This window comes from Rhizobium sp. YTUHZ045, assembly GCF_051124255.1.
In the GTDB taxonomy this organism is placed as follows: domain Bacteria; phylum Pseudomonadota; class Alphaproteobacteria; order Rhizobiales; family Rhizobiaceae; genus Rhizobium.
Genome location: NZ_CP101432.1, coordinates 4,073,883 through 4,098,012 on the forward strand (window position 1 = coordinate 4,073,883; position 24,130 = coordinate 4,098,012).

24 protein-coding genes and 1 pseudogene are annotated in these 24,130 nt (G+C 60.4%); 16 read left to right on the top strand and 9 right to left on the bottom strand.

Translation table 11 applies throughout. The features are described 5' to 3' along the window. Window positions 1-9: 9 nt before the first annotated feature. The 4 genes from NMA58_RS19985 to modC all read left to right on the top strand — a co-directional run bounded on the left by NMA58_RS19985 (window position 10) and on the right by modC (window position 3,919). A complete protein-coding gene (locus NMA58_RS19985) occupies window positions 10-609 on the top strand; it encodes a nicotinate-nucleotide adenylyltransferase (protein ID WP_430959750.1) in 600 nt (199 codons plus the stop codon). Window positions 610-1,086: 477 nt separating this feature from the next. Next, the gene (modA, locus tag NMA58_RS19990) at window positions 1,087-1,875 is read left to right on the top strand and encodes a molybdate ABC transporter substrate-binding protein (protein WP_434711690.1); all 789 of its coding nucleotides are present in this window, start codon (window positions 1,087-1,089) and stop codon (window positions 1,873-1,875) included. Window positions 1,876-2,153: 278 nt separating this feature from the next. After that, the gene (gene modB / locus NMA58_RS19995; RefSeq protein WP_430959743.1) at window positions 2,154-2,855 is read left to right on the top strand and encodes a molybdate ABC transporter permease subunit; all 702 of its coding nucleotides are present in this window, start codon (window positions 2,154-2,156) and stop codon (window positions 2,853-2,855) included. Beyond that, on the top strand, window positions 2,852-3,919 hold the full coding sequence (gene modC, locus NMA58_RS20000; protein ID WP_434711691.1) for a molybdenum ABC transporter ATP-binding protein: 1,068 nt from the start codon (window positions 2,852-2,854) through the stop codon (window positions 3,917-3,919). Before modB ends, modC begins: the two co-directional genes overlap by 4 nt. Here the strand turns inward: modC and NMA58_RS20005 are convergent, their stop codons facing one another. Beyond that, on the bottom strand, window positions 3,920-4,297 hold the full coding sequence (locus tag NMA58_RS20005) for a winged helix-turn-helix domain-containing protein (RefSeq protein ID WP_430959741.1): 378 nt from the start codon (window positions 4,295-4,297) through the stop codon (window positions 3,920-3,922). It abuts the gene before it with no gap. A 209-nt stretch (window positions 4,298-4,506) separates the two neighbouring features. Here NMA58_RS20005 and rsfS point away from each other — a divergent pair, with 209 nt between their 5' ends. From rsfS to NMA58_RS20035, 6 genes are all read left to right on the top strand, one after another. Further along, a complete protein-coding gene (gene rsfS / locus NMA58_RS20010) occupies window positions 4,507-4,950 on the top strand; it encodes a ribosome silencing factor (protein WP_085779863.1) in 444 nt (147 codons plus the stop codon). 117 nt (window positions 4,951-5,067) lie between these two features. Next, window positions 5,068-5,550: a 23S rRNA (pseudouridine(1915)-N(3))-methyltransferase RlmH gene (rlmH, locus tag NMA58_RS20015; protein WP_221113834.1), complete on the top strand. Its 483-nt coding sequence runs from the start codon at window positions 5,068-5,070 to the stop codon at window positions 5,548-5,550. Window positions 5,551-5,728: 178 nt separating this feature from the next. Further along, window positions 5,729-7,129 (top strand): murein hydrolase activator EnvC family protein, encoded by a 1,401-nt coding sequence (locus tag NMA58_RS20020; protein WP_434711692.1) that lies wholly within the window; start codon window positions 5,729-5,731, stop codon window positions 7,127-7,129. Next, window positions 7,119-8,441 carry a S41 family peptidase gene (locus NMA58_RS20025; protein WP_003543943.1) on the top strand — a complete coding sequence of 441 codons (1,323 nt, stop codon included), beginning with the start codon at window positions 7,119-7,121 and terminating at the stop codon, window positions 8,439-8,441. The genes NMA58_RS20020 and NMA58_RS20025 overlap by 11 nt, the downstream gene beginning before the upstream one ends. A gap of 76 nt (window positions 8,442-8,517) precedes the next feature. Further along, the gene (locus NMA58_RS20030; protein ID WP_434711693.1) at window positions 8,518-9,714 is read left to right on the top strand and encodes a divergent polysaccharide deacetylase family protein; all 1,197 of its coding nucleotides are present in this window, start codon (window positions 8,518-8,520) and stop codon (window positions 9,712-9,714) included. Window positions 9,715-9,738: 24 nt separating this feature from the next. Further along, on the top strand, window positions 9,739-10,272 hold the full coding sequence (locus NMA58_RS20035; RefSeq protein WP_183704044.1) for an RNA pyrophosphohydrolase: 534 nt from the start codon (window positions 9,739-9,741) through the stop codon (window positions 10,270-10,272). An 81-nt stretch (window positions 10,273-10,353) separates the two neighbouring features. On the opposite strand, the gene bfr is transcribed toward NMA58_RS20035, so the two are convergent. The 5 genes and pseudogenes from bfr to NMA58_RS20060 form a co-directional block, all read right to left on the bottom strand. Next, the gene (gene bfr / locus NMA58_RS20040; protein ID WP_434711694.1) at window positions 10,354-10,839 is read right to left on the bottom strand and encodes a bacterioferritin; all 486 of its coding nucleotides are present in this window, start codon (window positions 10,837-10,839) and stop codon (window positions 10,354-10,356) included. After that, window positions 10,805-11,213: pseudogene (locus tag NMA58_RS20045) on the bottom strand ((2Fe-2S)-binding protein). Before NMA58_RS20045 ends, bfr begins: the two are co-directional and overlap by 35 nt. Before the next feature lie 99 nt (window positions 11,214-11,312). Beyond that, the gene (locus NMA58_RS20050; protein WP_434711695.1) at window positions 11,313-14,768 is read right to left on the bottom strand and encodes an error-prone DNA polymerase; all 3,456 of its coding nucleotides are present in this window, start codon (window positions 14,766-14,768) and stop codon (window positions 11,313-11,315) included. Further along, the gene (locus NMA58_RS20055; protein ID WP_434713458.1) at window positions 14,765-16,183 is read right to left on the bottom strand and encodes a Y-family DNA polymerase; all 1,419 of its coding nucleotides are present in this window, start codon (window positions 16,181-16,183) and stop codon (window positions 14,765-14,767) included. The genes NMA58_RS20050 and NMA58_RS20055 overlap by 4 nt, the downstream gene beginning before the upstream one ends. A 40-nt stretch (window positions 16,184-16,223) precedes the next feature. Beyond that, on the bottom strand, window positions 16,224-17,177 hold the full coding sequence (locus NMA58_RS20060) for an ImuA family protein (RefSeq protein WP_434711696.1): 954 nt from the start codon (window positions 17,175-17,177) through the stop codon (window positions 16,224-16,226). Between the two features lie 161 nt (window positions 17,178-17,338). Here NMA58_RS20060 and NMA58_RS20065 point away from each other — a divergent pair, with 161 nt between their 5' ends. Next, window positions 17,339-17,776 (top strand): metallopeptidase family protein, encoded by a 438-nt coding sequence (locus NMA58_RS20065; protein WP_085779871.1) that lies wholly within the window; start codon window positions 17,339-17,341, stop codon window positions 17,774-17,776. 23 nt (window positions 17,777-17,799) lie between these two features. Here NMA58_RS20065 and NMA58_RS20070 read toward each other — a convergent pair whose 3' ends face one another. Both NMA58_RS20070 and NMA58_RS20075 read right to left on the bottom strand, forming a co-directional pair. Then, window positions 17,800-18,006 (bottom strand): DUF1737 domain-containing protein, encoded by a 207-nt coding sequence (locus NMA58_RS20070; protein WP_009996762.1) that lies wholly within the window; start codon window positions 18,004-18,006, stop codon window positions 17,800-17,802. Beyond that, window positions 18,006-18,911 carry an HpcH/HpaI aldolase/citrate lyase family protein gene (locus tag NMA58_RS20075; protein WP_434711697.1) on the bottom strand — a complete coding sequence of 302 codons (906 nt, stop codon included), beginning with the start codon at window positions 18,909-18,911 and terminating at the stop codon, window positions 18,006-18,008. Before NMA58_RS20075 ends, NMA58_RS20070 begins: the two co-directional genes overlap by 1 nt. Before the next feature lie 113 nt (window positions 18,912-19,024). On the opposite strand from NMA58_RS20075, the gene NMA58_RS20080 reads away from it, so the two are divergent. From NMA58_RS20080 to leuD, 3 genes are all read left to right on the top strand, one after another. Then, entirely contained in the window at window positions 19,025-19,258 is a 234-nt protein-coding gene (locus tag NMA58_RS20080) for a hypothetical protein (RefSeq protein ID WP_085779873.1), read from the top strand. A gap of 108 nt (window positions 19,259-19,366) precedes the next feature. Next, the gene (locus NMA58_RS20085; protein WP_434711698.1) at window positions 19,367-19,786 is read left to right on the top strand and encodes a VOC family protein; all 420 of its coding nucleotides are present in this window, start codon (window positions 19,367-19,369) and stop codon (window positions 19,784-19,786) included. 134 nt (window positions 19,787-19,920) lie between these two features. Further along, window positions 19,921-20,529, top strand: a complete 609-nt coding sequence (gene leuD / locus NMA58_RS20090) for a 3-isopropylmalate dehydratase small subunit (RefSeq protein WP_434711699.1) — start codon at window positions 19,921-19,923, stop codon at window positions 20,527-20,529. 270 nt (window positions 20,530-20,799) lie between these two features. Here the strand turns inward: leuD and NMA58_RS20095 are convergent, their stop codons facing one another. Beyond that, complete coding sequence (locus NMA58_RS20095; protein ID WP_434711700.1) at window positions 20,800-21,732, bottom strand: pyridoxal-phosphate dependent enzyme; 933 nt, start codon at window positions 21,730-21,732, stop codon at window positions 20,800-20,802. A gap of 244 nt (window positions 21,733-21,976) precedes the next feature. On the opposite strand from NMA58_RS20095, the gene leuB reads away from it, so the two are divergent. Together leuB and lpxE are read left to right on the top strand one after the other, a co-directional pair. Continuing rightward, window positions 21,977-23,089 carry a 3-isopropylmalate dehydrogenase gene (gene leuB / locus NMA58_RS20100; RefSeq protein WP_085779877.1) on the top strand — a complete coding sequence of 371 codons (1,113 nt, stop codon included), beginning with the start codon at window positions 21,977-21,979 and terminating at the stop codon, window positions 23,087-23,089. A gap of 258 nt (window positions 23,090-23,347) precedes the next feature. Next, complete coding sequence (lpxE, locus tag NMA58_RS20105; protein ID WP_434711701.1) at window positions 23,348-24,100, top strand: lipid A 1-phosphatase LpxE; 753 nt, start codon at window positions 23,348-23,350, stop codon at window positions 24,098-24,100. The last annotated feature ends 30 nt before the right edge of the window (window positions 24,101-24,130 follow it).

Here is a 24,130-nt window from a genome sequence, read left to right on the forward strand (position 1 = left end):
TATCTCCGCATGCCGCACAGCGAGCGCGGCATGATCGTCGGCCTGTTCGGCGGGTCGTTCAATCCGCCGCATGAGGGCCATGCGCTCGTCGCCGAAATCGCCATCAAGCGGCTCGGTCTCGACCAGCTCTGGTGGATGGTGACCCCCGGCAATCCGCTGAAAAGCCGCAATCTTCTCGCGCCGCTCGCCGAACGAATTGCCGAAAGCGAGCGTGTCGCCGCCGATCCGCGCATCAAGGTCACCGCTTTCGAGCAGGCGCTCGGCGTCAGCTACACAGCCAATACGCTGGCCCGCGTCAAGGCCCGCAATCCGCATGTGCATTTCATTTGGATCATGGGCGCCGACAGCCTGCAGACCTTTCACAAATGGCAGAAATGGCAGGAGATCGCCCGCACCTTTCCGATCGCGGTGATCGACCGGCCGGGCGCGACGCTCTCCTATCTCTCTTCGAAAATGACGCGGAGCTTCGATTTCGCCCGCGTCGACGAGGACGATGCGCGCGTTCTCTGGAAGAAGCGGGCGCCGGCCTGGACCTTCATCCACGGCCCGCGCTCCGGCCTGAGCTCGACGGCAATCCGCAATGGCGCTTTGCCGGGCACGGTCAGATAGTTGATTTTAGAAAAAATCCCGGAAACGAGAAAGCCCGACGGGGGAGGAGATCCGTCGGGCTTATAAACTCGATCGACAACTGGGAGGAGGAGTGTTGCCGATCCTGTCGAACGGCTATGGGAGGAGGAGAAAGCCGTTTCGATGACTGTGTTGTACCATATTCCGCGGCAAGGTGAATATCATTTTGTGCAATGCAGCAATGCAACCGACGCAATACTGCGCTCACGAGGCGTCGAATGCTGCCGCATTAATCGGCAAGCTCTGCAAAACAACTCTTTCCCCCCTGCGGGTCCGCTGATTTGGCAATCGCCATCCCCGCTCATTGCGCGCCTACGGACCAACCTCTCAAAAGCAAGCCCGCCATGAAGAGATAAGCCCGGCCGCCGGTAGGGTTATATTTTCATGGACATATCCCCTAGCCAAACTATGAGTATCGTTATATTCGTAGAAACATTTCGATACCTGGGGACTGAATGCATGCAGAACCGCCGCCAATGGATGAAGCTGGCAACCGCCGCGATCGCGGCTCTCTGCATATGCGCGGCGCTGCCGGCGCCAACCGGAGCCGCTGAGAAGCTGACCGTGTTTGCCGCGGCAAGTCTCAAAAATGCGCTCGACGCCGCCAATGCCGCTTGGACCCAGGAGAGCGGCAAGGAAGCCGTCGCCTCCTATGCGGCGAGCGGGGCTCTTGCCAAGCAGATCGAAAACGCCGCGCCGGCCGACATCTTCATCTCAGCCGATCTCGACTGGATGGACTACCTCGCGGATAAGAAGCTGATCAAAGCCGACACCCGCTCGAACCTGCTCGGAAACCGGATCGTGCTCGTGGCCGAAAAGGACAAGGCAAAGCCGGTCGAGATCAAACAGGGTTTCGATCTCGCCGCTTTGCTTGGTGACGGCAGGCTTGCCATGGGTGAGCCGAAATCGGTTCCCGCGGGCAAATACGGCATGGCTGCGCTGGAAAAACTCGGCGTCTGGACATCGGTCGAAAGCAAGGTCGCCGGCGCCGAAAGCGTACGCGCAGCCCTCGTCCTTGTCTCCCGCGGCGAAGCGCCTTACGGCATCGTCTACCAGACCGACGCGGCGGCCGACAAGGGTGTCGCGATCGTCGGCACCTTCCCGGCCGACTCCCACCCACCGATCATCTATCCGGTCGCGATCCTTGCTAAGAGCAAGAACCCGGATGCAAGGGCCTATCTCGACTTCCTGAAATCGGACAAGGCGTCCGTCTTCTTCACGGCGCAGGGCTTCACTATCCTGAAGTGATTGAGAAACTGAGGCGATTGCGGAATCAGGGGCGACAGCTTAGCGTCAGTCAAGGCTGCTGACCTACTACTCCGGCTGCCCACTTCGCGCGGATGGTCGCCCCTCACCCTAACCCTCTCCCCGCTCGCGGGGAGAGGGGACGTGCCCTGCGAGACGTTAGCGAGGGACGGAGAGGTTGCGGCCATTCCCCTTCGCCCCGCAAGCGGGGAGAAGGTGCCGGCAGGCGGATGAGGGGCAGGCGTCGGATGATGCCGGATTTTCCAGGGAGACGACTGCAGTTGAACATATTCGGCCTGAGCAATGAGGAATGGACGGCGATCCTGCTCAGCCTGCGCGTCTCGATCGTCGCGATGCTGGCGAGCCTGCCCTTCGGCATTCTCGTTGCCCTGCTCTTGGCCCGCGGCCGCTTCTGGGGCAAGTCGGTGCTGAACGGCATCGTTCACCTGCCGCTGATCCTGCCGCCCGTCGTCACCGGTTTCCTTCTCCTGATCCTCTTCGGCCGCCGCGGCCCGATCGGCAGTCTGCTCGACCAGCATTTCGGCATCGTCTTCTCCTTCCGCTGGACGGGCGCCGCACTCGCCTGTGCCGTCATGGCCTTTCCGCTGATGGTGCGCAGCATCCGCCTTTCGATCGAAGCAGTCGACCGCAAGCTGGAGGAGGCGGCCGGAACGCTCGGCGCCGGCCCTGTCTGGATTTTCCTGACGATCACGCTGCCGCTGACGCTCCCCGGCATCATCGCCGGCATGATCCTCTCCTTCGCCAAGGCGATGGGGGAATTCGGCGCGACGATCACCTTCGTCTCCAACATTCCCGGCGAGACGCAGACGCTGCCGGCAGCGATCTACACCTTCACCCAGGTGCCGGGCGGTGATGCCGGTGCGCTGCGGCTGACGCTCGTCGCCATCGTCATATCCATGGCCGCCCTGCTCGCCTCCGAATTCCTCGCTCGTCTCGCCGGCCGGAGGATCGATCCGGAATGACGCTGATCGTCGAGGCAAAACAAAGGCTCGGTGCCTTCACACTCGACGCCGCCTTCACCTCCGAAGGCGGTGTGACCGCATTGTTCGGCCGCTCCGGCTCCGGCAAGACCTCACTGATGCGCATCATTGCCGGTCTCGCCCGGCCGGATGAGGGCCGCGTCGTGCTTGACGGCGAGCGCCTCACCGAAACGACAGCTGGCATCTTCGTCCCGAAACACCGCCGCCGTTTCGGTTATGTCTTCCAGGAGGCGCGGCTGTTCCCGCATCTGAGCGTCCGCGCCAATCTTTCCTACGGCCGCTGGTTTGCCCCCAAGGCGGCACACCGCGAGAGCTTCGATCATATCATCGACCTGCTCGGCATCGAGCCGCTGTTGGAACGCAGCCCTGCAAAACTTTCCGGCGGTGAAAAGCAGCGGGTCGCGATCGGCCGTGCCCTCCTCTCCTCGCCGCGCCTGCTCCTGATGGACGAGCCGCTTGCTGCCCTCGACGAGGCGCGCAAGGCGGATATCCTGCCCTATCTCGAGCGGTTGCGCGATGAGACCGAAATCCCGATCGTCTATGTCAGCCATGCGATCGCCGAGGTGGCGCGGCTGGCAAGCCAAGTCATCGTCATGCACGAGGGCAAGGTCGAGGCGACAGGTCCCGCAGTCGACATATTGAGCCATCCCTCTGCGGCTTCCGACCGGAAAGAGGTGGGGGCGCTGCTCGAAGGCACGGTCGAGAGCTTCGATGCGCGCCACCGCCTGTCGATCGTCGCTCTGAAATCCAACCGGCTGCATATTCCCGGCACCGCCCTTGCCTCAGGCAGACCGGTACGCATCCGCATTCCTTCCCGAGATGTCATGCTGGCGACCGCAAGGCCCGAGGGCCTGAGCGCGCTGAACATTCTTGAAGGCAAAATCGAAGACATGGCGCCGGACGATGACGGAACGGTCGAAATCCGGCTCGATTGTGACGGCGATACCGTTCTCTCGCGCATCACCGCGCTTTCCTGCGAGCGCCTCGATCTCCGGCCCGGCAAGACCGTCTTCGCCATCATCAAGACGGTTGCCCTGGAAAGCTGATCAATCGTGCTCGCCAAGCAGCAGGTTACGCTTGGCTTCGAGCCAGGCGAGATCCTCGGCAAGGCTCTCCCGCACCGTCTGTTCCATTCGGCGAAACCGCGCTAGCAATTCTTCGCCGAACGGCGTCAATGCCGCGCCGCCGCCCTTCTGGCCGCCGCGCTGCGGCTCCACCACCTGTTCTGAGAACATCCGGTTCATCTCGCTGACGAGCAGCCACGCGCGGCGATAGGACATGTTCATCGCCCGCCCGGCCGCCGAGATCGACCCGGTCGCGCGGATATGCTCCAGCAGCTCCATCTTGCCGTGACCGAGGCGGTGCTCATTCGGGAAGCTGATTCGCAGGACGGGAACAGGTGTTTTTACGGCTGAGTCGGTCATCGAATCGGAAAATCGAGGAATTTGCCGCACTTTACGCCGCGATACGGAAACTGTACACCGACCGCACAAGCAGCCCCGGCGGCAATATTCTTCATTTCGGACGTCAGATCGGATTTTCGGCCGCTCTGTACCTTAGCACGTCTTGAAACATTAATGGTTTGATGCCTATCTTAACCATGATCCGGCCTTAATCGGATCTCGTGTTGTGCATGGTTTGTCATTCCAGGAAAGGGAAAAAACTGACAACAGTACACGCCAAGGGAAAAACGCTCGCCGTTGTCCCGAAGAGTGCGGAACGTGGCGCCGATGCCGCTGCCCGCGCCTTAGAAGCCGTCCTCACCAGCCTTGAGGACTCCAAAGCTGAAGATATCGTCACGATCGACATTGCCGGAAAATCGGCGCTTGGAGACTACATGGTGGTCGTCTCCGGCCGCTCGAACAGGCACGTCCTGGCGATCTCGGATCACCTGCTCACCGATCTCAAGGACGAAGGCTTCGGTACGGCCCGCGTCGAAGGTCAGGAAGGCGGCGACTGGATCCTGATCGACACGGGTGACATCATTGTGCATGTGTTCCGTCCCGAAATCCGCGAGTTCTACAACATCGAAAAGATGTGGGCGGCTCCGGATATGGATGAAGAGACACGGCACTGACAGGCGGGCCGGCATCGCCCGGCGCCTGAGATGCGGCATTTGACTGGCCGGGAAACATGAGAAGCCGGCCGCGGTGTATCGTGTGCCTGAAATGCCGTCACGAGCAGGAGCGGGGAAATGCGAATTGGTCTTTTTGCGGTGGGACGGCTGAAGTCCGGCCCCGAAAAGGATCTTGTGGCCCGTTACCTCGATCGTTTTGCCAAGGCCGGCTCTGCTGTCGGCCTCGAATTCACCCGCGTTGCTGAAGTCGGTGAAAGCCGGGCCTCCAATGCGGAGACTCGAAAGCGAGAAGAGGCGGCGATGTTGCTGAAATCGCTGACCGAGGGCAGCGTTCTCATCCTTCTCGATGAACGCGGCAAGGCGCTCGACAGTGAAGCCTTCGCCAAGCTGCTCGGAAACTACCGTGACCAGGGCAAACGTGAGCTGACGATTGCAATCGGCGGAGCCGACGGCCTTGATCCCGGCCTTTACGACCGGGCCGACGCCACGCTTTGCCTGGGCAAGATGACCTGGCCGCATCAACTCGTGCGCACTCTGATCGCCGAGCAGCTCTACCGCGCCGTCACCATTTTGTCCGGCCATCCCTATCACCGTGTCTGACCATTCACGCTCGGTCCATGGCTCGGCTATGCGTCGCATTGTCACGCAGCCGTGTTTTGCGCAGGCAGGCTTTCTCCTGCAAACTTTCTGGCAAAGCGTGCCAAATCAGCTTAGTCTCCGCGCGATTTGAGAGAGTGCCCTGACACGCATGACGACGACTCCAACCAGGCGACACCGCATGATTTTGCCGGCACTTGCAGCCGGTTTCGGTGTTGCGGTCATCCTCGTCTCGACAAGCCCGTTTTCAGTTCTGGCCCAGGATGCCGCCCCGGAAGCGGCGCAATCTTCACACCCGCCGCCCGCCGAGGCGCCGCCGCCCGATCCGGCCGCCGAACTTGCCGCCAGACGGGATCAGACCCGCGCCGAACTCGAAACCCTGTCGAAATCAATCAGCCTCTCCTCCGATAAGGTGAGCGAACTCCAGCAGAGTATCGCCAATCTGGAAAAGAGCACGCAGAGCATTCGCCAGGCGCTGATCGATTCCGCCGCCCGCCGCAAGGGGCTGGAAAAACAGATCCTTGAGAGCGAGAAGAAGCTTGCCGACCTCGGCGTCAGGGAGGATGGCATCCGCCGTTCCCTGCACGAACGCCGCGGCCTGCTGGCCGAGGTGCTGGCGGCACTACAGCGCATGGGCCGCAATCCGCCGCCGGCTTTGCTCGTTACCCCGGACGACGCGCTCGCATCCGTGCGCAGCGCCATCCTGCTCGGCGCCGTCGTTCCCGGCATCCGCAAGGAAACCGACAAGCTCGCCGCCGATCTCGCAAGCCTGGCCGCGCTACAGACGGCAAGCGCCGCCGAGAAGAGCCAGCTGACGGCGACGATGACCGACAGCATCGAGGAAGAGCGGCGCATGGATCTGCTGCTTGCCGAAAACGACAAGCTCAGCCGCAGCAACGCCGCTGATCTGGAGGCCGAGAAGAAGCGGTCCGAGGAACTCGCGGGCAAGGCGACCAGCCTCGAAGGCCTCGTCGCCTCGATGGAATCCGAGATCGCCTCGGTGCGCGAAGCGGCCGCCGCGGCCCGTCAGGCGGAGGAGAACCGCAAGCTCTTGACGGACGAGCAGCGGGCTCAGGCCAAGGCGCTGGCAGAGAGCGGCGTGCCCGATAAAAACCGCATTGCGCCCGCATATCCCTTCGCAGATTTGAGGGCGAAATTGGAACTGCCCGTGGCAGGCGATATCCTGCGCCAGTTCGGCGATGCCGATGGCACCGGGCATGAAGCCATGGGAATGACGGTCGCCACCAACCCGGAGACAGTGGTGACGGCCCCGGCAGACGGGCTGGTGGTTTTTGCCGGCGCTTTTCGCAGTTACGGTCAGATGATCATTCTCGACGCCGGCGACGGATACCACCTGGTTCTCTCGGGAATGGATACGATCAACACCCGTCAGGGAAAATTCGTTTTCTCTGGTGAACCGCTCGCCATGATGGGAGCGAAAAGAGTGGCGAGCGCAACTGCATTGGCGCTGGAAACGGACCGGCCAACGCTTTACATTGAATTTCGAAAAGACGGTAAACCGGTCGATTCCCGACCGTGGTGGACCGCCAAGGACACTGGAAAGGCACGCAATGATTCGTAGGGCTTCTCTTGTTCTGGTCGGCGCATTGATGGGTGCGACCGCGATGAGCGTCATTTATTCGGCAGGTGTGCCGGCAGAAGCAGCCGGATCCTCCACCTACAAGGAACTGTCGGTATTCGGCGATGTCTTCGAACGCGTGCGCGCGCAGTACGTCACGCCGCCGGCCGAAGACAAGCTGATCGAAAACGCCATCAACGGCATGCTGTCTTCGCTCGACCCGCATTCGAGCTACATGAATGCGAAGGACGCCGAAGATATGCGCACCCAGACGAAGGGTGAGTTCGGCGGTCTCGGCATCGAAGTCACAATGGAAGACGAGCTCGTCAAGGTCATCACGCCGATCGATGACACGCCCGCCGCCAAGGCCGGTGTTCTCGCCGGCGACTACATTTCCGAGATCGACGGGCAGTCCGTTCGCGGCCTGAAGCTGGAAGACGCCGTCGAGAAGATGCGCGGCGCCGTCAACACCCCAATCAAGCTGACGCTGATCCGCAAGGGCGCCGACAAGCCGATCGAGCTGACGATCGTCCGTGACGTTGTCGCCGTCCAGGCCGTCAAGTCGCGCGTCGAGGACGATGTCGGTTATCTCCGCATCATCTCCTTCACCGAAAAGACCTATCCCGACATGGAGAAGGCGATCAAGAAGATCAAGGACACCGTTCCGGCCGACAAGCTGAAGGGTTACGTCCTTGACCTGCGCCTCAATCCGGGCGGTCTGCTCGACCAGGCGATCAACGTCTCCGATGCCCTGCTGCAGCGTGGCGAGGTCGTTTCGACCCGCGGCCGCAATCCCGATGAAACCCGCCGCTTCAATGCCGGCCCGGGCGATCTGACGGACGGCAAGCCGGTTATTGTGCTGATCAACGGCGGTTCGGCGTCCGCATCGGAAATCGTCGCCGGCGCCCTTCAGGATCTTCGTCGCGCCACCGTTCTCGGCACCCGCTCCTTCGGCAAGGGTTCTGTCCAGACGATCATCCCGCTCGGCGAAAACGGCGCGCTACGCCTGACCACGGCGCTCTATTACACGCCGTCGGGGCGCTCGATCCAGGGCACCGGCATCACACCCGACATTAAGGTCGAGGAGCCGCTGCCGGAGGAACTTCAGGGCAAGATGGTGACGGAGGGTGAATCCAGCCTGCGCGGCCACATCAAGGGCCAGAGCGAAACCGACGAGGGTTCAGGCTCCGTTGCCTATGTGCCGCCAGACCCGAAGGACGACGTTCAGCTGAACTACGCGCTCGACCTGCTGCGCGGCAAGAAGACCGATCCGGCCTTCCCGCCGAACCCGGACAAGGCCGTCGTCGCCAAGTAATCGATCATTGCAAGGCCGGGCACTCGCCCGGCCTTGACCCTTTCTGCTGTTTCCCGGTTTGGAGCGGGCGAGAAAATTGGGAACGGACCTGCATGCGCCTTTGGGGCGCAACCGCAAAACCGGCAGTCGGCGGCCGGGAGTCCTGCGCCTCGGCCGCATTGCCGCCAGTCTATGCCTTTTCGCGATAGGCGGCTTCTCTCTCTATACGGCCTTTCGCGGCGACGGGCTCGAGCGCAAAAAAACGCCGGCAACCGAGCAAGCGGCAGCGCCCTCTTCCAGCACACCTCAACCAGCGCAGACGCCGGCCGGCCAGGCGGCGGATGGAATGCCGCGCGCGGAACCGCGTTCGGGCGCCAATGTCGAGCAGATGGTTACCGGCGACGGCTCCGTCGTTACCAAATACAGCCCCCGTCCCCGCGACGGCAGCGGACCGGTATTGGTCGATGCCATGCAGGTCGGCCAGGATCCGCGCATGGCGGCGCTGCCGAACGAGACACTGCTCGAGGATTCGGCCTATGGCAGGCTGCCGATCGTCGGTCCCGACGGCCGACGGCCGATGGATCAGTATGCCCGCCCCTCGTCCGGCGCCCGCGGTGTGCGCATTGCCATTGTCGTCAGCGGCCTTGGGCTCAGCCAGACAGGAACGCAGCGCGCCATCGCCGAATTGCCCGAGGAGATCACGCTGGCCTTTGCCGCGAGCGGCAACAGCCTCCAGCGCTGGATGCAGGAGGCTCGCCGCGGCGGCCATGAAATCCTTCTTCAGGTGCCGCTTGAACCGTTTGATTATCCGGCCAATGATCCGGGCCCGGAGACCCTGCTGACCTCAAAGCCAATCGCCCGCAACATCGAGAATCTGCACAAGGCGATGGGCGAGATCACCAATTACACCGGTATCATGAACTATCTCGGCGGCCGTTTCCTTTCCGACCCTGCCGCCATGGAACCCGTGATGCGCGATATCGGCAAACGCGGCCTGCTCTTCCTCGACGACGGGACGTCGGCGCAGTCGAAGACGGCGGATGTCGCCAAGGGGACCGAACTGCCCTATGCCTTTGCCGATCTGCAGCTCGACGGCCAGCTTAATGTCGACGCCATCCTGAAGAAACTCGACGAGCTCGAACGCATCGCACGCAAAAACGGCCAGGCGATCGGCATCGCCTCGGCTTTTGACGAAAGCGTCGACGCCATTGCCAAGTGGAGCGAGGAGGCTTCGATGCGCGGCATCGAGATCGTCGGCGTCGCGGCGCTTTCCAACGACCCCAAAAACCCCTGAGATGATGTCTCAACGGAGAAGAAGATGAGCCAAGCGACCGTGAAAGCCGAGGATCTGCCCTATCGCCCATGCGTCGGCGTGATGATCCTGAACCGCGATGGCCTGGTCTGGGCCGGCCGACGCATCCCTGACGGCAATTCCGAATATGACGGCTCGCCGCAGCTCTGGCAGATGCCCCAGGGAGGCATCGACAAGGGCGAGGATCCCCTGGATGCCGCCTATCGCGAGCTCTATGAGGAAACCGGCATCAGGACGGTGACGCTGCTCGCCGAGGCAAGCGATTGGATCAATTACGATCTGCCGCCGACGCTGATCGGCATCGGACTGAAAGGAAAATTCCGCGGTCAGACGCAGCGCTGGTTCGCCTTCCGCTTCGAGGGCGACGAGAACGAGATCGCCATCAACCCGCCCCCCGGCGGCCACGATCCCGAATTCGATGCCTGGGAATGGAAGCCGATGCAGGAGCTACCTGGCCTGATCGTCCCCTTTAAACGCGCCGTCTATGACCAGGTGATCGCCGAATTCCAGCATCTGACAGCATTGAAATCGGAGGACTGATCAGACCGGGATGCTTCCGATTTGCGCGCGGCGAGCACGGGAGTGCCGGCCGCCCTGACGCGGCCGGCATCTGGTAGGAGCTTATTCGGCTTCGTCGGCGGAATCGGCGTTGAGCTGGCCGTATTTGCTTTCGCCGATTTTTTCGAGCAGATCGAGCTGCGTTTCGAGGAAGTCGATATGGCCTTCTTCATCGGCCAGCAGCTCTTCGAACAGCTTCATCGACACATAGTCGCCGGCGTCATAACAGATATCGCGCGACTTCTTGTAGGCCGTGCGGGCGTCGTACTCGCCGGCGAGGTCGGCTTCGAGGGCTTCCTTGACGTTCTGGCCGATACGCAGAGGGGCCAAGGTCTGCAGATTGGGATGACCTTCGAGGAAGATGATGCGGGCGACAAGCCGGTCGGCATGATGCATCTCTTCGATGGACTCGGCGCGTTCCTTCTTGGCGAGTTTGGTGTAGCCCCAATCTTCGAGAAGACGATAGTGAACCCAATATTGGTTGACCGCACCGAGTTCGAGGAACAATGCCTCGTTAAGCCGCTCGATGACCTTTTTGTCGCCTTTCAATGTCCGCTCTCCTGTTTTCCTCATGGAACTGCTTCAAGCGCGACATGAAATCAAATATTTCGGCCTCCGTCGAGTGGCGACGGGCGTGATATTCCTCGGTGGTCTGGATGATGATGTCGACCACGTTGGGGAAGCAGCCGCAGCAACGGCCGCGTTTTTCCATGGCGTGGTAGACCTTCGCAGGCACGATAAGCTGCCAACAATCTTCGTCGAGAAGGTTGGTGATAACCTCCCGGATTTCCTTGTCGGTTATGTAATTGCAGCTGCAGACAAGCACGTCTTCATTTCCAAACATGACACTGACTATCGTGTTTTCTGCTAAAGAAGATGGTTGCTGTCAAGAAAAAATTCGAGTCCGCTTCCCTGCAAGGCACGTTAGGCGGAGCCTGTTGCAAATTTTCTAATATTCGCTTCGGAGGCGATGACATGCACGACAAAAGACGTGGAGATAAGTCAGGGGCAGCGCGACGCGTTCAATGAAAATTCCGGCCGCGCGGCATGACATCGGCGGTTTCCGCCACATCCGTATGCCGGTTTGCGGCAGCCGTCTCTCGCCCCATCCTCTTGCGCGCATCGCCAAGCTGCCGCTGGTCGCCGCCGGGCCGCAATACCTCGTCCGAGCGTTCGCAAGCGCCGAAACGGCGGGCCTCGCGCTGCAGGATACCAAGGGCAGGCGTCATGTCCTCGATATGCTCGACGACGGTATGAATCACGCCACTCTGGCTTTGCAGTTTTCCGAAGATCTTCACCAACCGCGCACCCATGACGACCGACCGGTATTTTTCGAAAATTTTCGGCCAGACAATCGCATTGGCAACGCCGGTTTCATCTTCCAGTGTCATGAAGATCACGCCGCTGGCCGATCCCGGTCGCTGCCGCACCAGCACCAGGCCGGCAATCGTCACCCGCTGCCCGTTCGCGACGCGCAGCAAGTCGACATTGCGTGTTACGCGAGCATTGCGCAAATCGTCGCGCAGGAAAGATACGGGGTGCGCCTTCAGCGACAGCGACAGGTAGCGATAATCTTCGATCACCTGCTCTCCCGGCAGCATATCCGGCAGCTTTGCCTGAGGTTCGGGCTGCAGATCGATATGGCGCACTTGCCCGAAAAGCGGCAGTTCCTCCGTTGCGCTCTTCACATCGAGAGCCCGTACCGCCCAAAGCGCCTCGCGACGCGATAGTCCGATGGATTGAAAGGCGTCCGCATCCGCCAGTCGCTCGATGACGGATTTCTGCAGCCCGGAACGCAGCCAGAGATCACGCACCGACGCGTAACCTCCTCCACGATTGTCGACGAGCAACTGCATATCGGTGGACGAAAGACCCTTGATCTGCCGCAGGCCGAGCCGTACCGCATGTCGTGTCCTGATGATTTCCCGCATTTCACGGTGCCGGAAATCAATGGCCGTATGATCGAAGGCGGCCTCTTCCAGGGTACAATCCCAGTCCGACTGGTTGATATCGACCGGCAGGATTTTCACGCCATGCTCTCGTGCATCCCGTACCAGTTGGGCCGGCGCGTAGAATCCCATCGGCTGTGAATTCAGCAGCGCCGCACAGAAGACATCGGGATAATAGGCTTTGATCCACGAGGAGGCATAAACCAGCAGCGCGAAGGAGGCGGCGTGGCTTTCGGGGAATCCATACTCACCGAAACCCTTGATCTGATTGAAACATTGCTGCGCAAATTCTTTGGTGTAACGCTTGTTTGTCGTCATCCCCTCGATGAAACGCGTCTCGAAATTGCCGATCGTGCCGGTTCTTTTAAACGTTGCCATGGCGCGTCGAAGCCGGTCCGCCTCCGCTGGCGCAAAGCCTGCCGCAGTGATTGCAATCTGCATGGCTTGCTCCTGGAACAAAGGCACACCAAGAGTTCTTTCAAGAACCGTCTTCAGCTCCTCACTCGGATATTCGATCGGAATATTCCTTTTCGTCTGTTCCCGTCTTTTCAGATAGGGATGGACCATGTCGCCCTGGATCGGTCCCGGCCGGACGATCGCCACCTCGATGACAAGATCATAAAAGCGCCTGGGCTTCAGACGCGGCAGCATGCTCATCTGCGCCCGGCTTTCGATCTGGAAAACCCCGACCGTATCGGCGCGGCCCATCATGTCATAGACCGGCTCGCCTTCTTCTCCATGCTCCCTATTGCCGAGATCGGCGAGCGTCTTCTTGATCTCATAATGCAGTTCAAGCAGCGAGAAAGCTTTCCGCAGGCAGGTGAGCATGCCGAGCGCCAGAACATCCACCTTGAGAATCTTGACATTGTCGAGATCGTCCTTGTCCCACTCGATCATGTATCGATCCGGCATCGCCGTCTTCATGATCGGCACCACTTCGTCGAGCCGGTCCCGCGTGATGACGAAGCCACCGACATGCTGTGTGAGGTGACGCGGAAAACCGAGGAGTTCCGATGCATATTTCAGCACATTCCGCGTCACTGGATTTTTGATGTCGAGGCCAGCCGCCTTCGCATCCCGCTCCGAGAGATTGTCTTCCGACCAGCCCCAGACGAGACTGCTGATGGCCGACTGAACATCCTCCGACAGGCCAAAGGCCTTGGCGACTTCGCGGCCTGCCGAACGAGTGCGATAGCTGGTGACGGCTGCCGTCAGCCCGGCATGCGCGACGCCATACCTTCCATAAATATGCTGGATGACATCTTCACGCCTATCATGCTCGAAATCGACATCGATATCAGGCGGCTCGTCCCGGTCCATCGAAATAAAGCGATCGAAGAGGAGCGTGCTCTTTTGAGGATCGACTTCGGTAATCTCAAGACAAAAGCAAATGACCGAATTCGCTGCCGACCCCCTCCCCTGGCAGAGCACACCAATCTGATAACGAGCGTGCTGGATGATCTTGTGAACCGTCAGAAAGTAGGAGGCATAATTCTTGTCGCCGATGAGTTTCAGCTCATACTCGATCTGCTGCGCCACTTTCTCGGGAATACCATCCGGATAACGTTTTGCCGCTCCTGCCCACGTCAGCCTTTTCAGAGTTTGCTGCGGGGTTTCGCCGGGATCGTTTTCCGCGGGATAATTATGTTTCAACTCGTTCAGGGAAAAGCTCAGCCCTGCGAAAAACACCTGCGTATTCTCGACCGCGTGAGGATAGTCCCGGAAAATCCTGGATACTTCACGTGCATCCTTGAGAAAGCGCTCGGCATTGGGCGCCAGAAGGAATCCGGCTTCCGAGATCTGCACATGCTCCCGGATCGCAATCACGATATCAGAAAGCGGCCGGCGATCGGGGTGATGATAGAGCGGCTGATTGGTTGCAATCAAGGGCACACGGTTTCGGGCGGCCAGCATGGAAAACACCGCAAAGGCCTGCCGGTCCCGCCCGTCATAGGCTGGCGACAACGCCATGAAAAATCCCTTGCGGAACCGTTTGCGAAACCGCTCCAGATAGTCTTCAAGCACCGGCTGGCGGGCAGGATCGCTGATAAGGCTCCGGTCCGGAACGAGCGCGAGCATCATCTCGTCGCCCCATTCCATGAGCTCTGCTTCTGTCAGAATGCAGGCGCCCTTGACTGCCTCTTCTTTCAGATTGCCCGCGCTGAGGAGACGACAGAGATTCGCCCAGCCCTGCCGATTGCGGGGATAGGCGAGAATATCAGGCGTTTCATCGGAAAAGACGAGTCGGGCGCCCGGCTGAATCCGGATAGGATCGAGAATCTCTTCTCTTTTCCCTTCCTTCGCTGCCTGAGCCATAATCGCATCTCTGTTTTTATATCTCTCCTCAAGCTGCTCGGCCTGCGCATGTGCCCTGACGACGCCGGCAACCGAATTGCGGTCCGCAATGCCGAGACCGACGAGTCCGAGGTGAGCGGCCTGCACGACCATCTCCTCCGGGCTGGAGGCACCTTCGAGGAACGAGAAGTTCGTTCTCGTGCCGATTTCGAAGAATGCAGGCTCGGCCCTCATGCAAAGACCCCATGCATGAACCAGCGTGGATCGGGTTTTTCACCATAAAGACCCTGACGATAGATCCAGAAGCGGTGTCCAGACTCATCCTCTATTCTGAAATAATCGCGCGTCTGCGCATCATCCCCATCGATCCACCATTCCATGGCGACCCGTTCCGGTCCTTCACTTCTTGCCACCTGATGTTGTGTCCGCCGCCATCGGAAAGTCTGCGGTGGACCGTCCGGCACTTCAGCAAATGCGACCTCAACAGGCTCCGGGTTTGCAAAGAGCCGCAGAGGGCGCTCCTCACGAAAAGGAAGCGCGCTGTCCTGCTTCACTTTCTGCAATGCCGGTAGGCTCTCCATTGCCGGTACCGCGATCACGGCCCGCTCCGGCACATGGCTTTCCCGAAGTTGGAAACTTTGCAGGCAATCCCGGCCAAGACGGGCCGAAACGCGGTCGACGAAGGTTGAAAGAGAGATTTCATCCTGCCGGTCACCTTCAAAATCGCCCTGCGTGTCGTTGAACGGGTCATGCCGCAGCACATTCAGGCGCAGGATCTCGAAACCATAGCCGGCATCGATATCGTCATAAATCGCATGCAGCCGTTCGGAAAATAACCCTGCAACGAGCTTCGGCTCGCGAAGCGGCCGCGAAGCACCGACGGAAATGCGGAAAACCCTGCCGTCGACACGAAACAGCACTAGCTCGAACACCCGCCCGCCGGCACCGCGCGCTTCCAGCGACGGCTTCAGCGACACGGCAACCTGCCCGGTGACGGCAAGGATCTGTTCTTCCGTTCCGATCGGCTCGATCAGACGACGTTCGGACGAAAGACTGGCGACGGGACGCCGGGGCGAGATCGGCTCCTCCTCGCGGCCCAGCGCCTGGTCGAGCCGCAGAAGCAGCGCCTGGCCAAAACGGCGGGTGAGCGGCGCCCGCGGCGCATGAATGACATCGCCGACATATTTGAGCCCGAGCTTTTTCAAAGCCTCGACGATCTGTTCTTCCAGGCGCAAGGCCGCGACAGGCAGCGGCATCAAAACATGTTCCGTCTCCTCGTCTTCCACGATGCCGCCGTTTCCTAAACGGGAGACAGCCCAGGAAAGGCCCGGCGTCGATGAGACCGCACCTCGTGCATCGAGCCCCATATGGAAGAGCCGCGACAGAATATCCTTGAGAAGAGCTCTTTCCCCGCCGAAGAGGTGAGCGCAACCGGTAATGTCGAGAAGCAGCCCATCCCTGCCATCGAACGCCACCATCGGCGTATAACGGTCGCACCAGTCGGCAATGGCTTCCAGAAGCCGGCGGTCGGCCGCAGGATCTTCTTCCATGACATCGAGCGCCGGATACATGGCGCGCGCTTCGGCAACGCCTTGATCCTTCCGCAATCCCAACCTCTCGGCGAATTCGTCCAGCGCCGTCAAACGCATGGCGTTGTTGAGCTTGCCGCAACAGACGAGCGGCGGTTCTTCAGGACGCCCTTTCGAACGCCAGGAAAGCCCCCAGCGCTTGCGTGCGATGCGATCTGTGGCCAGATGCGGGAAGCTGAGCGCCAGAATGCGCTGATTTTTCGCCTGGAGACCGAGTGAAGCTTGGTTCGTCGACGGCAAGAAATTCGCGTTCATGGGGGCTCCACTCCAGAAGGAAGGAGAATGGAGCCGGATGTCGGCTCTTCTCCAGCGTGAGACGGAAAATCGGGTTGCCGATGCTGCCGGCTAGCTTCGATCCGTCCGGTAACGGCCGCAGATGCGACGGCGCCGGCTCGACCCGAAGGCGCAAAGCAGCACTGCTCGCTTCCTCCGCGCCGGCTTGACGGATGAGGAAAAGCGGACGGCGGGCGGCACGCGCCCTGAGGCTAAGCCGACGGCTTTCGGTCAGACCGAAATGCAGAGGATTGCCACGCACCTCCATGACGACGGCAGAGAAGGCTGCGCTTTCAACGGCAGCTTCCGCAAGCCAGAGCGCATCCTCCAGCTTGCGCGGCGCGGCATGGAAAAATCGCTCCGGCTTCAATCCGAAATCCTTAAGCCCCGGGGCATAAGGCCGGCCTGCTTCCAGCGCGCCAACCGCATCGCCGATCCAGAGCAGCGGCAGAAACCTCCCGGCATCTTCCTCTTGTTTCTGCATCCACGTCACAACAGCCATAGCCAGGCCGCTTGCCGCCCCAGCATCGCGGGAACTTGCAGCGCGAAATTCAATGATCGCGTCGAGCGGCAGGCCGCCTTCCATCGCCTCGTCGAGCGGTGACACGCCAATTGGCAGGCGAAGCCCGAGGTCGTTCCGTTCCTGAATCTCTCCGGTCTTTTCCGAAGCCATGGCTTCCCGCTCCGCTGCCGCAAGCGCCGGCGCAGGCTTTCCTTCTAGCTTGGCGATGGTTTCGCGGAGCGCAAAAAGCCGCTCGCGCGCCAGGGCGTTCTGCGCCATGGCGTTTACTCCGTCGTCTTGTTCCTGTTATGTTCTTATGGATTCCAGAGAGCTGAAGAAGAGTCAACAATCATTTTTTATGAATTTATTCCTGCCTTTGATTCCGCACTCGAAAATCGGCGGCAAAGGTTCTATATGGGCCCGCAAAGGAAGGAATATTCATGGCCCGCGTAGACCAGAGCGATGATTGGCAGGACCGCCATGCGCCGACGATCAGCACCTTCGAGTCGCTGGCCATGGAGGCTTACAGCCATCTACCGGATGAATTCCGCCAGCTGACGACCAATCTCACCATCGAGATTGAGGATTTCCCCGATGACGACGTTTTCGAGGATATGGCGCTGGAAACGCCTTTCGACCTGCTTGGCCTTTTCGAAGGCAGGGGAATTTCGGAGCGTTTCACCGTGGAAACCGGCGAAATGCCGAACCGCATTCGCCTCTACCGTCGCCCCATCCTCGACTATTGGGCCGAGAACGACGAGACGCTCGGCGATATCATCACTCACGTCCTGATCCACGAGATCGGCCACCATTTCGGGCTGAGCGATGAGGATATGGAGCGGATCGAGGCCAGCGCCGAGGAAGCCGCCGAGCGCTGAAACCGTGCGTTCGGCAGAACGCGCTATTGCTCGGAGAGCTTCATCTCCGGATCGTAATCCTTGCCTTCGACAGTCTTGACGACGGCCTGGCCGCATTGCATCGCGCCGGTTGCGGCATTGAAGGCATAGGTCGGCGAACCCTCCAGCGACCAGCCCTTGTTGAGGGCGGCGGTGACCTTGTGGCAGAAGGAAGCGTCGTCGGGACCGGTCAGGAAGCGGTAGAGTTTCATCAGGCGGGCTTTCTTGCAGAAATCAGGCGGGCTTTATGAACCAGAGCTTCGGCCTGGACAAGATGCAGCCGCTCGATCATCCGGCCGTTCGCATTGATGACGTTGAGGTCTTGGGCGGCCGGATCGGCAAAGGCTGATATGATTGCCTGCGCTTCGGCAATCTCTTCCGCGCTCGGACCGAAATGCCGGTTGGCGGCCGCAATCTGCGCGGGATGGATCAGCATCTTGCCGGAAAAACCCATAGCGCGACCCTGCCCGCATTCGACGTCGAAACCTTCGCCATCCCGGAAATCGTTGAAAACGCTGTCGAGCGCATCAAGCCCATAAGCCTTGACCGCGAGAATGACCTGCATCAGCCAGGGCACGAGAAAGCTTCGCCCCGGCTGCGGCAGGACGCCGGTTTCCTTGCGCAGGTCGTTGAGGCCGACGACGAGGCAATCGAGCCGCGCCCCCGGCATGCGGCCGGTTTCGGCGATCGCCCCGACGTTCAGCACGCCGCGCGGCGTTTCGATCATTGCCCAGATGCGCAGCTCCTCCGGCACCTGCGCATCTGCCAGCAGATCGCCAATATCGATGACATCCTGGGGTCCATCCACTTTCGGCAGGAGAACGGCGTCGGGCAAAAGCGCCTTGACCAGATCGAGATCCGCCGCCCCGAATCCGGATGACAAAGAATTGATACGAATGATCCTTTCCTTGCCCTCGAGCGGCTGTCCGCCAAAAAAAGCATGCAGATTTTCCCGCGCCTGGCCCTTGCTCTCGGGCGCGACGGAGTCCTCCAGGTCGAAAATAACCGCATCACAATCAAGGGAACGGCTCTTTTCGAGCGCCCGCAGGTTGATGGCCGGCACACTCAGCACCGAGCGGCGCAGACTTGAGGAACGCAGAGGTGTGGTTTGCTTCATCAGCCATTAGTGCCAAGCTTCGCAAAGCCCGGCAAGACAACAAAAAGCCATGCTTGCCTTGCAGAGAGGAAAAGGAAGGACCACATTCCTTTCTGTAGAAAGGTTTCAAACCCATGCAGAACATTCGCTCCATCTTCTTCATGCTGGCCGGCGCCACCTTCTTTGTCGCCATGCTGCTTCTCACCTTCTCGGTGACGCTTGCCGTCGGCGGCATCCTGACCGTGTTCATGGTCGGACGCGCGCTTTCGATGAAGATGAAGCCCGCTCCGGTGCGCGCCAAGGCAAACAACGGCAAGCCGGAGATGCGCGTCTGGAACGACGGCCGCGGCACGATCATCGATCTCTGAGGTCCTGCTTTCAAAAATATTGGCCGCCACTGTCGGATCATGCTTCCATGATACGTCTTTGAAGCAGCCGGGCATTCAGCCGGCGCTCAAAAACGATGGAGGACGAGCATGGATACGATGGAAGACAAACCGGCCAAGCTGCCGCCGGTGAAGAATGGCCTGCTGCCCTACCTGACCGTCGATGGTGCGGTGAAGGCCGCGGAATTCTACAAGAAGGCCTTCGGCGCCGAAGAGGCCCACAGGGTGCCGGTCGATGAAAGCGGCCGGACGATGCATATTCATCTCTATATCAATGGCAGCTCCCTCATGCTGGCGGATGCCTATCCCGAATACGGCCATCCCTTCAAAGGCCATGAAGGTTTTGCCATCCAGCTTGTTATCGACGATATCGATTTCTGGTGGGATCGTGCCGTGGCCGCCGGCGCCGAAGTCGTCATGCCGGTCGAACTGATGTTCTGGGGTGACCGCTACGGCCAGCTTCGCGACCCGTTCGGCGTCCTCTGGGGCTTGAACGCTCCGACCAAGTAGCGGACACGCGCAACGGCGGGCCACGCGAAACGCCGCGTGGCCGCCATTTTAGAAAGATTCTCCTTCATTTCGGCGAAAAACTGGACTAGATGCACATTCAGGAAAGTACGTTTTGCTGAAATGGAGCATAGGTCATGGATAAATTCGTGAAGCTCACGGGCGTTGCAGCGCCCCTGCCGGTCGTCAACATCGACACCGACATGATCATTCCGAAGGACTATCTGAAGACCATCAAGCGCACGGGCCTCGGCAAGGGCCTTTTCGCCGAAGCCCGCTACAATGAAGACGGCTCCGAAAATCCCGATTTCGTGCTGAACAAGCCGGCCTATCGCGGTGCCAAGATCCTAGTCGCCGGCGACAATTTCGGCTGCGGTTCCTCGCGCGAGCACGCTCCCTGGGCACTGCTCGATTTCGGCATTCGCTGCGTGATCTCCACCAGCTTTGCCGATATTTTCTACAACAACTGCTTCAAGAACGGCATCCTGCCGATCAAGGTCAGCCAGGAAGATCTCGACAAGCTGATGGACGACGCCTCGCGCGGCTCGAACGCTATCCTGACAGTCGATCTTGAAAACCTCGAGATCACCGGCCCCGATGGCGGCTCCATCAAGTTCGATCTCGACGAGTTCAAGCGCCATTGCCTGCTGAACGGCCTCGACGATATCGGCCTGACCCTGGAAAAGGGCAAGGCGATTGACGAATTCGAAAAGAAGAACGCCGCGTCGCATCCCTGGGCGGCTTAAGCTATTCAATTACTTGCTGATCGAGCCGGGCCTTCGCCCGGCTTGGCCTGCCCAACATAATCCTTAGTTCAGACGATCGGGGCACCTGCCCCTCATCCGTCTGCCGCCACCTTCTCCCCGCAAGCGGGGCGAAGGTATGCCGCACCGTCTTCCTCAACCTCAACGCTGCGTTTGCCGCGTCCCCTCGCCCCGTTTACGAGGAGAGGGTTAGGGTGAGGGGCAGCTATCAGGGCACGAACCGAACCTAGCTCGGCATTTCTTTGATCTCGATCAGAGAAACTTCTTCTTCCAAAGCCTCAGCTTTTCGAGCGACACGCCGATGCCACCGCAGACTTCGATCAGCGGATTGTCAAAGCGCTGAAGCAGCCCGGCATGCACATCGGCAATGGCAAGGGCGGCACCGCAGGCCGGCTCCACGAGGATGCGATGCGCATCGGCAAATTTCAGGCAGGCGGCGACGGCATCGGCGTCGCTGACGACAACGCTTTCGATCGGATGCTGCTTCGGTAGATCGAAGACATGCTGCGCCACCTGCCTTGCACCGAGCGACGTGGCAATCGAGGTGATGGCGGGAAGGGTAACGCGCTCGTTTACCTTGAGGCTTGCGTGAAGTGACGCCGCCCCTTCGGTTTCGACTGCGATGACGGGGACACCGGAAAGGCCGTTCCGCTTCAGCCCTTCGACAATGCCGGCCAGCAGCCCGCCGCCGCCGACGCTGGTGACGACGCAATCGAATGTCGCACCCTTCGCAACGACCTCATCGATCAGCGTGGCATGACCATCCCACAGAAGCGGATGGTCAAAAGGGTGCACATAGGTCGCCTTGCGGCTGCGGGCGAGTTCGACCGCGTGGGCATTGGCTTCGTCGAAAACGCCTCCGTGGACGAGGACACTCGCGCCGATTGCGGCAATCGACTGCCGAACATCGGCCGCCGTCGTCTCCGGCACGACGATCGTGACCGGCACGCCGAGCGCCCGGCCGGCATAGGCCGCGGCAATGCCGGCATTGCCGCCGGAGGCGCAGAAGATCTCGCGCGCACCATCTTTCACCTCCTGCTGGCACAGCCGGCCGACGCCGCGCAGCTTGAAGCTGCCGGAAGGCTGCAGCGCATCGAGCTTCAGCCAGAGCGGTTTGCCGCTGGCGCTATAGCCGGGGGATGTCCGAACCAGGGGCGTGTCGAGATGGAGGGGTGCTGAAGCCATGCAAACATCCAAGAGATAAGTGAGACGACGGTTCTAATCCGTTTGCCGGCACAGGAGCAACCTTCCTGACCTACAGGCCCGCGCTTTCAGACGCGCAAGGGACGCCGTTATACTTTCAATCTCTGAATCGGCCGAAAATCGGGCCGACGCAGAGATTGAAGCGTACCGATTCAACCCTTCTCTCGCTTGAAATGCCTATTTCCGGGGTCTAAGAAGCCGCAACTTGTTTTTCCAGGAGGGTTTCATGACTGCGCGCAATCTTTTCCTGCTGCCGGGTGACGGCATCGGTCCCGAGGCGATGGGCGAGGTCCGCAAGATTATCGCCTATATGAACGAGGCGATGAATGCCGGTTTCGTAACCGACGAAGGCCTTGTCGGCGGTTGCGCTTACGATGCCCATGGCGCGGCGATCTCGGAAGCCGACATGCAGAAGGCGCTTGCCGCCGACGCCGTTCTCTTCGGCGCGGTCGGTGGTCCCAGATGGGATAGCGTACCTTACGAAGTGCGCCCGGAAGCAGGCCTGCTCCGCCTGCGCAAGGACCTGCAGCTCTTCGCCAACCTGCGTCCCGCCATCTGCTATCCGGCGCTTGCCTCGGCCTCGTCGCTGAAGCCGGAACTGGTCGAAGGCCTCGACATCCTGATCATCCGCGAGCTGACGGGCGGCGTCTATTTCGGCGAACCGAAGGAGATCATCGACCTCGGCAATGGCCAGAAGCGTGGCATCGACACGCAGGTCTACGATACCTACGAGATCGAGCGCATCGCCGGCGTCGCCTTCGAAATGGCCCGCACAAGGCAGAACCGCGTCTGCTCCATGGAAAAGCGCAACGTCATGAAGTCGGGCGTGCTCTGGAACCAGGTGGTGACCGAAACGCATAAGGCGAAATATTCCGACGTCGAGCTCGAACATATGCTGGCCGATGCCGGCGGCATGCAGCTGGTGCGTCAGCCCAAGCAGTTCGACGTCATCGTCACCGACAATCTCTTCGGCGACATGCTTTCAGACGTCGCCGCCATGCTGACCGGTTCCCTCGGCATGCTGCCCTCGGCCTCGCTCGGCGCGCCGGATGGTAAGACCGGCAAGCGCAAGGCGCTCTATGAACCGGTGCACGGCTCGGCCCCCGACATCGCCGGCAAGGGCATTGCCAACCCGATTGCCATGATCGCCTCCTTCGCCATGTGCCTGCGTTATTCCTTCAATATGGTCAAGGAAGCCGATGACCTGGAAAAGGCGATCGCCAACGTGCTCGACAAGGGCATCCGCACCGGCGACATCATGGCCGACGGCTGCCGGCAGGTCGGCACGGTCGAGATGGGCGATGCAATCCTCGCCGAATTCAAGGCGCTTTCGGCCTGATATATTTCACGTGAAACAGTTCCCGCCCTTCGCATCACGGATGCGGGGGGCTTTTCAGAGATAGACAAAACCCGCCGGACTCGATCGAATTAACCGAAACGGACTATCCTCGGCCACAATCTCGTGTATTTTTGCGCCGGATTTCACCTCCGCATATTTTGGAAGTTGGAAACGATTTCCGGTCTATGCGCCAGTTCAAAGTGAAAGAGCGCCTGCCGCACGCGCGGCGCTCGAAGGCTAATTCGAACGGACGACGGCATGCGGGCATTTTGGGCTTCCCTGGACAGGCGCTGGCGCCGGAGCGACACTGCGATGCCGCCTTTGCGCTGGCAGGCTTGTCTCTTCATCACGATCAATGCCGTCATCCTTTCCATGCTGCTCTTCGACGCGCCGATCGGCGCCAGCGAGCCTCCTGCAGCTGTAAAGCACCTCGGCGAACTGCTGACGGGCTTCGGCGATTCCGCCTGGCTGATCTACACCAGCGTCCTTCTGTTCTTCCAGGGCAGGGCGGGATACAAGCTCCTGAAATCGGCGCGCGCCAAGGCGCAGGCGCTCTATGTCAGCTGGATCGGCGCCTATCTCTTCACCACGGTTGTTTGCTCTGGGCTTCTCGCCAATCTGTTGAAACGGGCGATTGGAAGGGCGCGCCCCGATCACTTTCATGATTACGGGATGTTCTCCTTCACGCCCTTTTCGGGTCATGCCGCTTTCGAAAGTTTTCCCTCCGGCCATTCCACCACGGTCGGCGCCTTCTTTGCCGCTTTCGCGTTGCTGTTTCCGCGCTACCGTGTTGCCTTTATCGCCTGCGCCATCTGGCTCGCCATGACGCGGGTCATGGTAGGCGCCCATTATCCAAGCGACGTTATCGCCGGTCTTGCTTTCGGCGGCTGGTTCTCACTGCTGACGGCGATCGTCTATGCCCGTTGTGGCCTGCTCTTCAAACTGGCGCCGGATGGCTGGCCGCTCGCCAAGCGCCTGTTCCCCGACGCGAAAAAGCCCGGCGCCTTGTGAGCGCCGGGCCGTTTTTCGAGCATGTCAGAC

Bases quoted from the DNA above. Each gene is read 5' to 3' on its own strand.
- NMA58_RS19985 (WP_430959750.1), top strand. From the start codon at position 10: ATGCCGCACAGCGAGCGCGGCATGATCGTCGGCCTGTTCGGCGGGTCG.
- modA (WP_434711690.1), top strand. From the start codon at position 1,087: ATGCAGAACCGCCGCCAATGGATGAAGCTGGCAACCGCCGCGATCGCG.
- modC (WP_434711691.1), top strand. From the start codon at position 2,852: ATGACGCTGATCGTCGAGGCAAAACAAAGGCTCGGTGCCTTCACACTC.
- NMA58_RS20005 (WP_430959741.1), bottom strand. From the start codon at position 4,297: ATGACCGACTCAGCCGTAAAAACACCTGTTCCCGTCCTGCGAATCAGC.
- rsfS (WP_085779863.1), top strand. From the start codon at position 4,507: ATGGTTTGTCATTCCAGGAAAGGGAAAAAACTGACAACAGTACACGCC.
- rlmH (WP_221113834.1), top strand. From the start codon at position 5,068: ATGCGAATTGGTCTTTTTGCGGTGGGACGGCTGAAGTCCGGCCCCGAA.
- NMA58_RS20020 (WP_434711692.1), top strand. From the start codon at position 5,729: ATGATTTTGCCGGCACTTGCAGCCGGTTTCGGTGTTGCGGTCATCCTC.
- NMA58_RS20025 (WP_003543943.1), top strand. From the start codon at position 7,119: ATGATTCGTAGGGCTTCTCTTGTTCTGGTCGGCGCATTGATGGGTGCG.
- NMA58_RS20035 (WP_183704044.1), top strand. From the start codon at position 9,739: ATGAGCCAAGCGACCGTGAAAGCCGAGGATCTGCCCTATCGCCCATGC.
- NMA58_RS20050 (WP_434711695.1), bottom strand. From the start codon at position 14,768: ATGAGGGCCGAGCCTGCATTCTTCGAAATCGGCACGAGAACGAACTTC.
- NMA58_RS20055 (WP_434713458.1), bottom strand. From the start codon at position 16,183: ATGCGTTTGACGGCGCTGGACGAATTCGCCGAGAGGTTGGGATTGCGG.
- NMA58_RS20060 (WP_434711696.1), bottom strand. From the start codon at position 17,177: ATGGCGCAGAACGCCCTGGCGCGCGAGCGGCTTTTTGCGCTCCGCGAA.
- NMA58_RS20065 (WP_085779871.1), top strand. From the start codon at position 17,339: ATGGCCCGCGTAGACCAGAGCGATGATTGGCAGGACCGCCATGCGCCG.
- NMA58_RS20070 (WP_009996762.1), bottom strand. From the start codon at position 18,006: ATGAAACTCTACCGCTTCCTGACCGGTCCCGACGACGCTTCCTTCTGC.
- NMA58_RS20075 (WP_434711697.1), bottom strand. From the start codon at position 18,911: ATGAAGCAAACCACACCTCTGCGTTCCTCAAGTCTGCGCCGCTCGGTG.
- NMA58_RS20080 (WP_085779873.1), top strand. From the start codon at position 19,025: ATGCAGAACATTCGCTCCATCTTCTTCATGCTGGCCGGCGCCACCTTC.
- NMA58_RS20085 (WP_434711698.1), top strand. From the start codon at position 19,367: ATGGATACGATGGAAGACAAACCGGCCAAGCTGCCGCCGGTGAAGAAT.
- leuD (WP_434711699.1), top strand. From the start codon at position 19,921: ATGGATAAATTCGTGAAGCTCACGGGCGTTGCAGCGCCCCTGCCGGTC.
- NMA58_RS20095 (WP_434711700.1), bottom strand. From the start codon at position 21,732: ATGGCTTCAGCACCCCTCCATCTCGACACGCCCCTGGTTCGGACATCC.
- leuB (WP_085779877.1), top strand. From the start codon at position 21,977: ATGACTGCGCGCAATCTTTTCCTGCTGCCGGGTGACGGCATCGGTCCC.
- lpxE (WP_434711701.1), top strand. From the start codon at position 23,348: ATGCGGGCATTTTGGGCTTCCCTGGACAGGCGCTGGCGCCGGAGCGAC.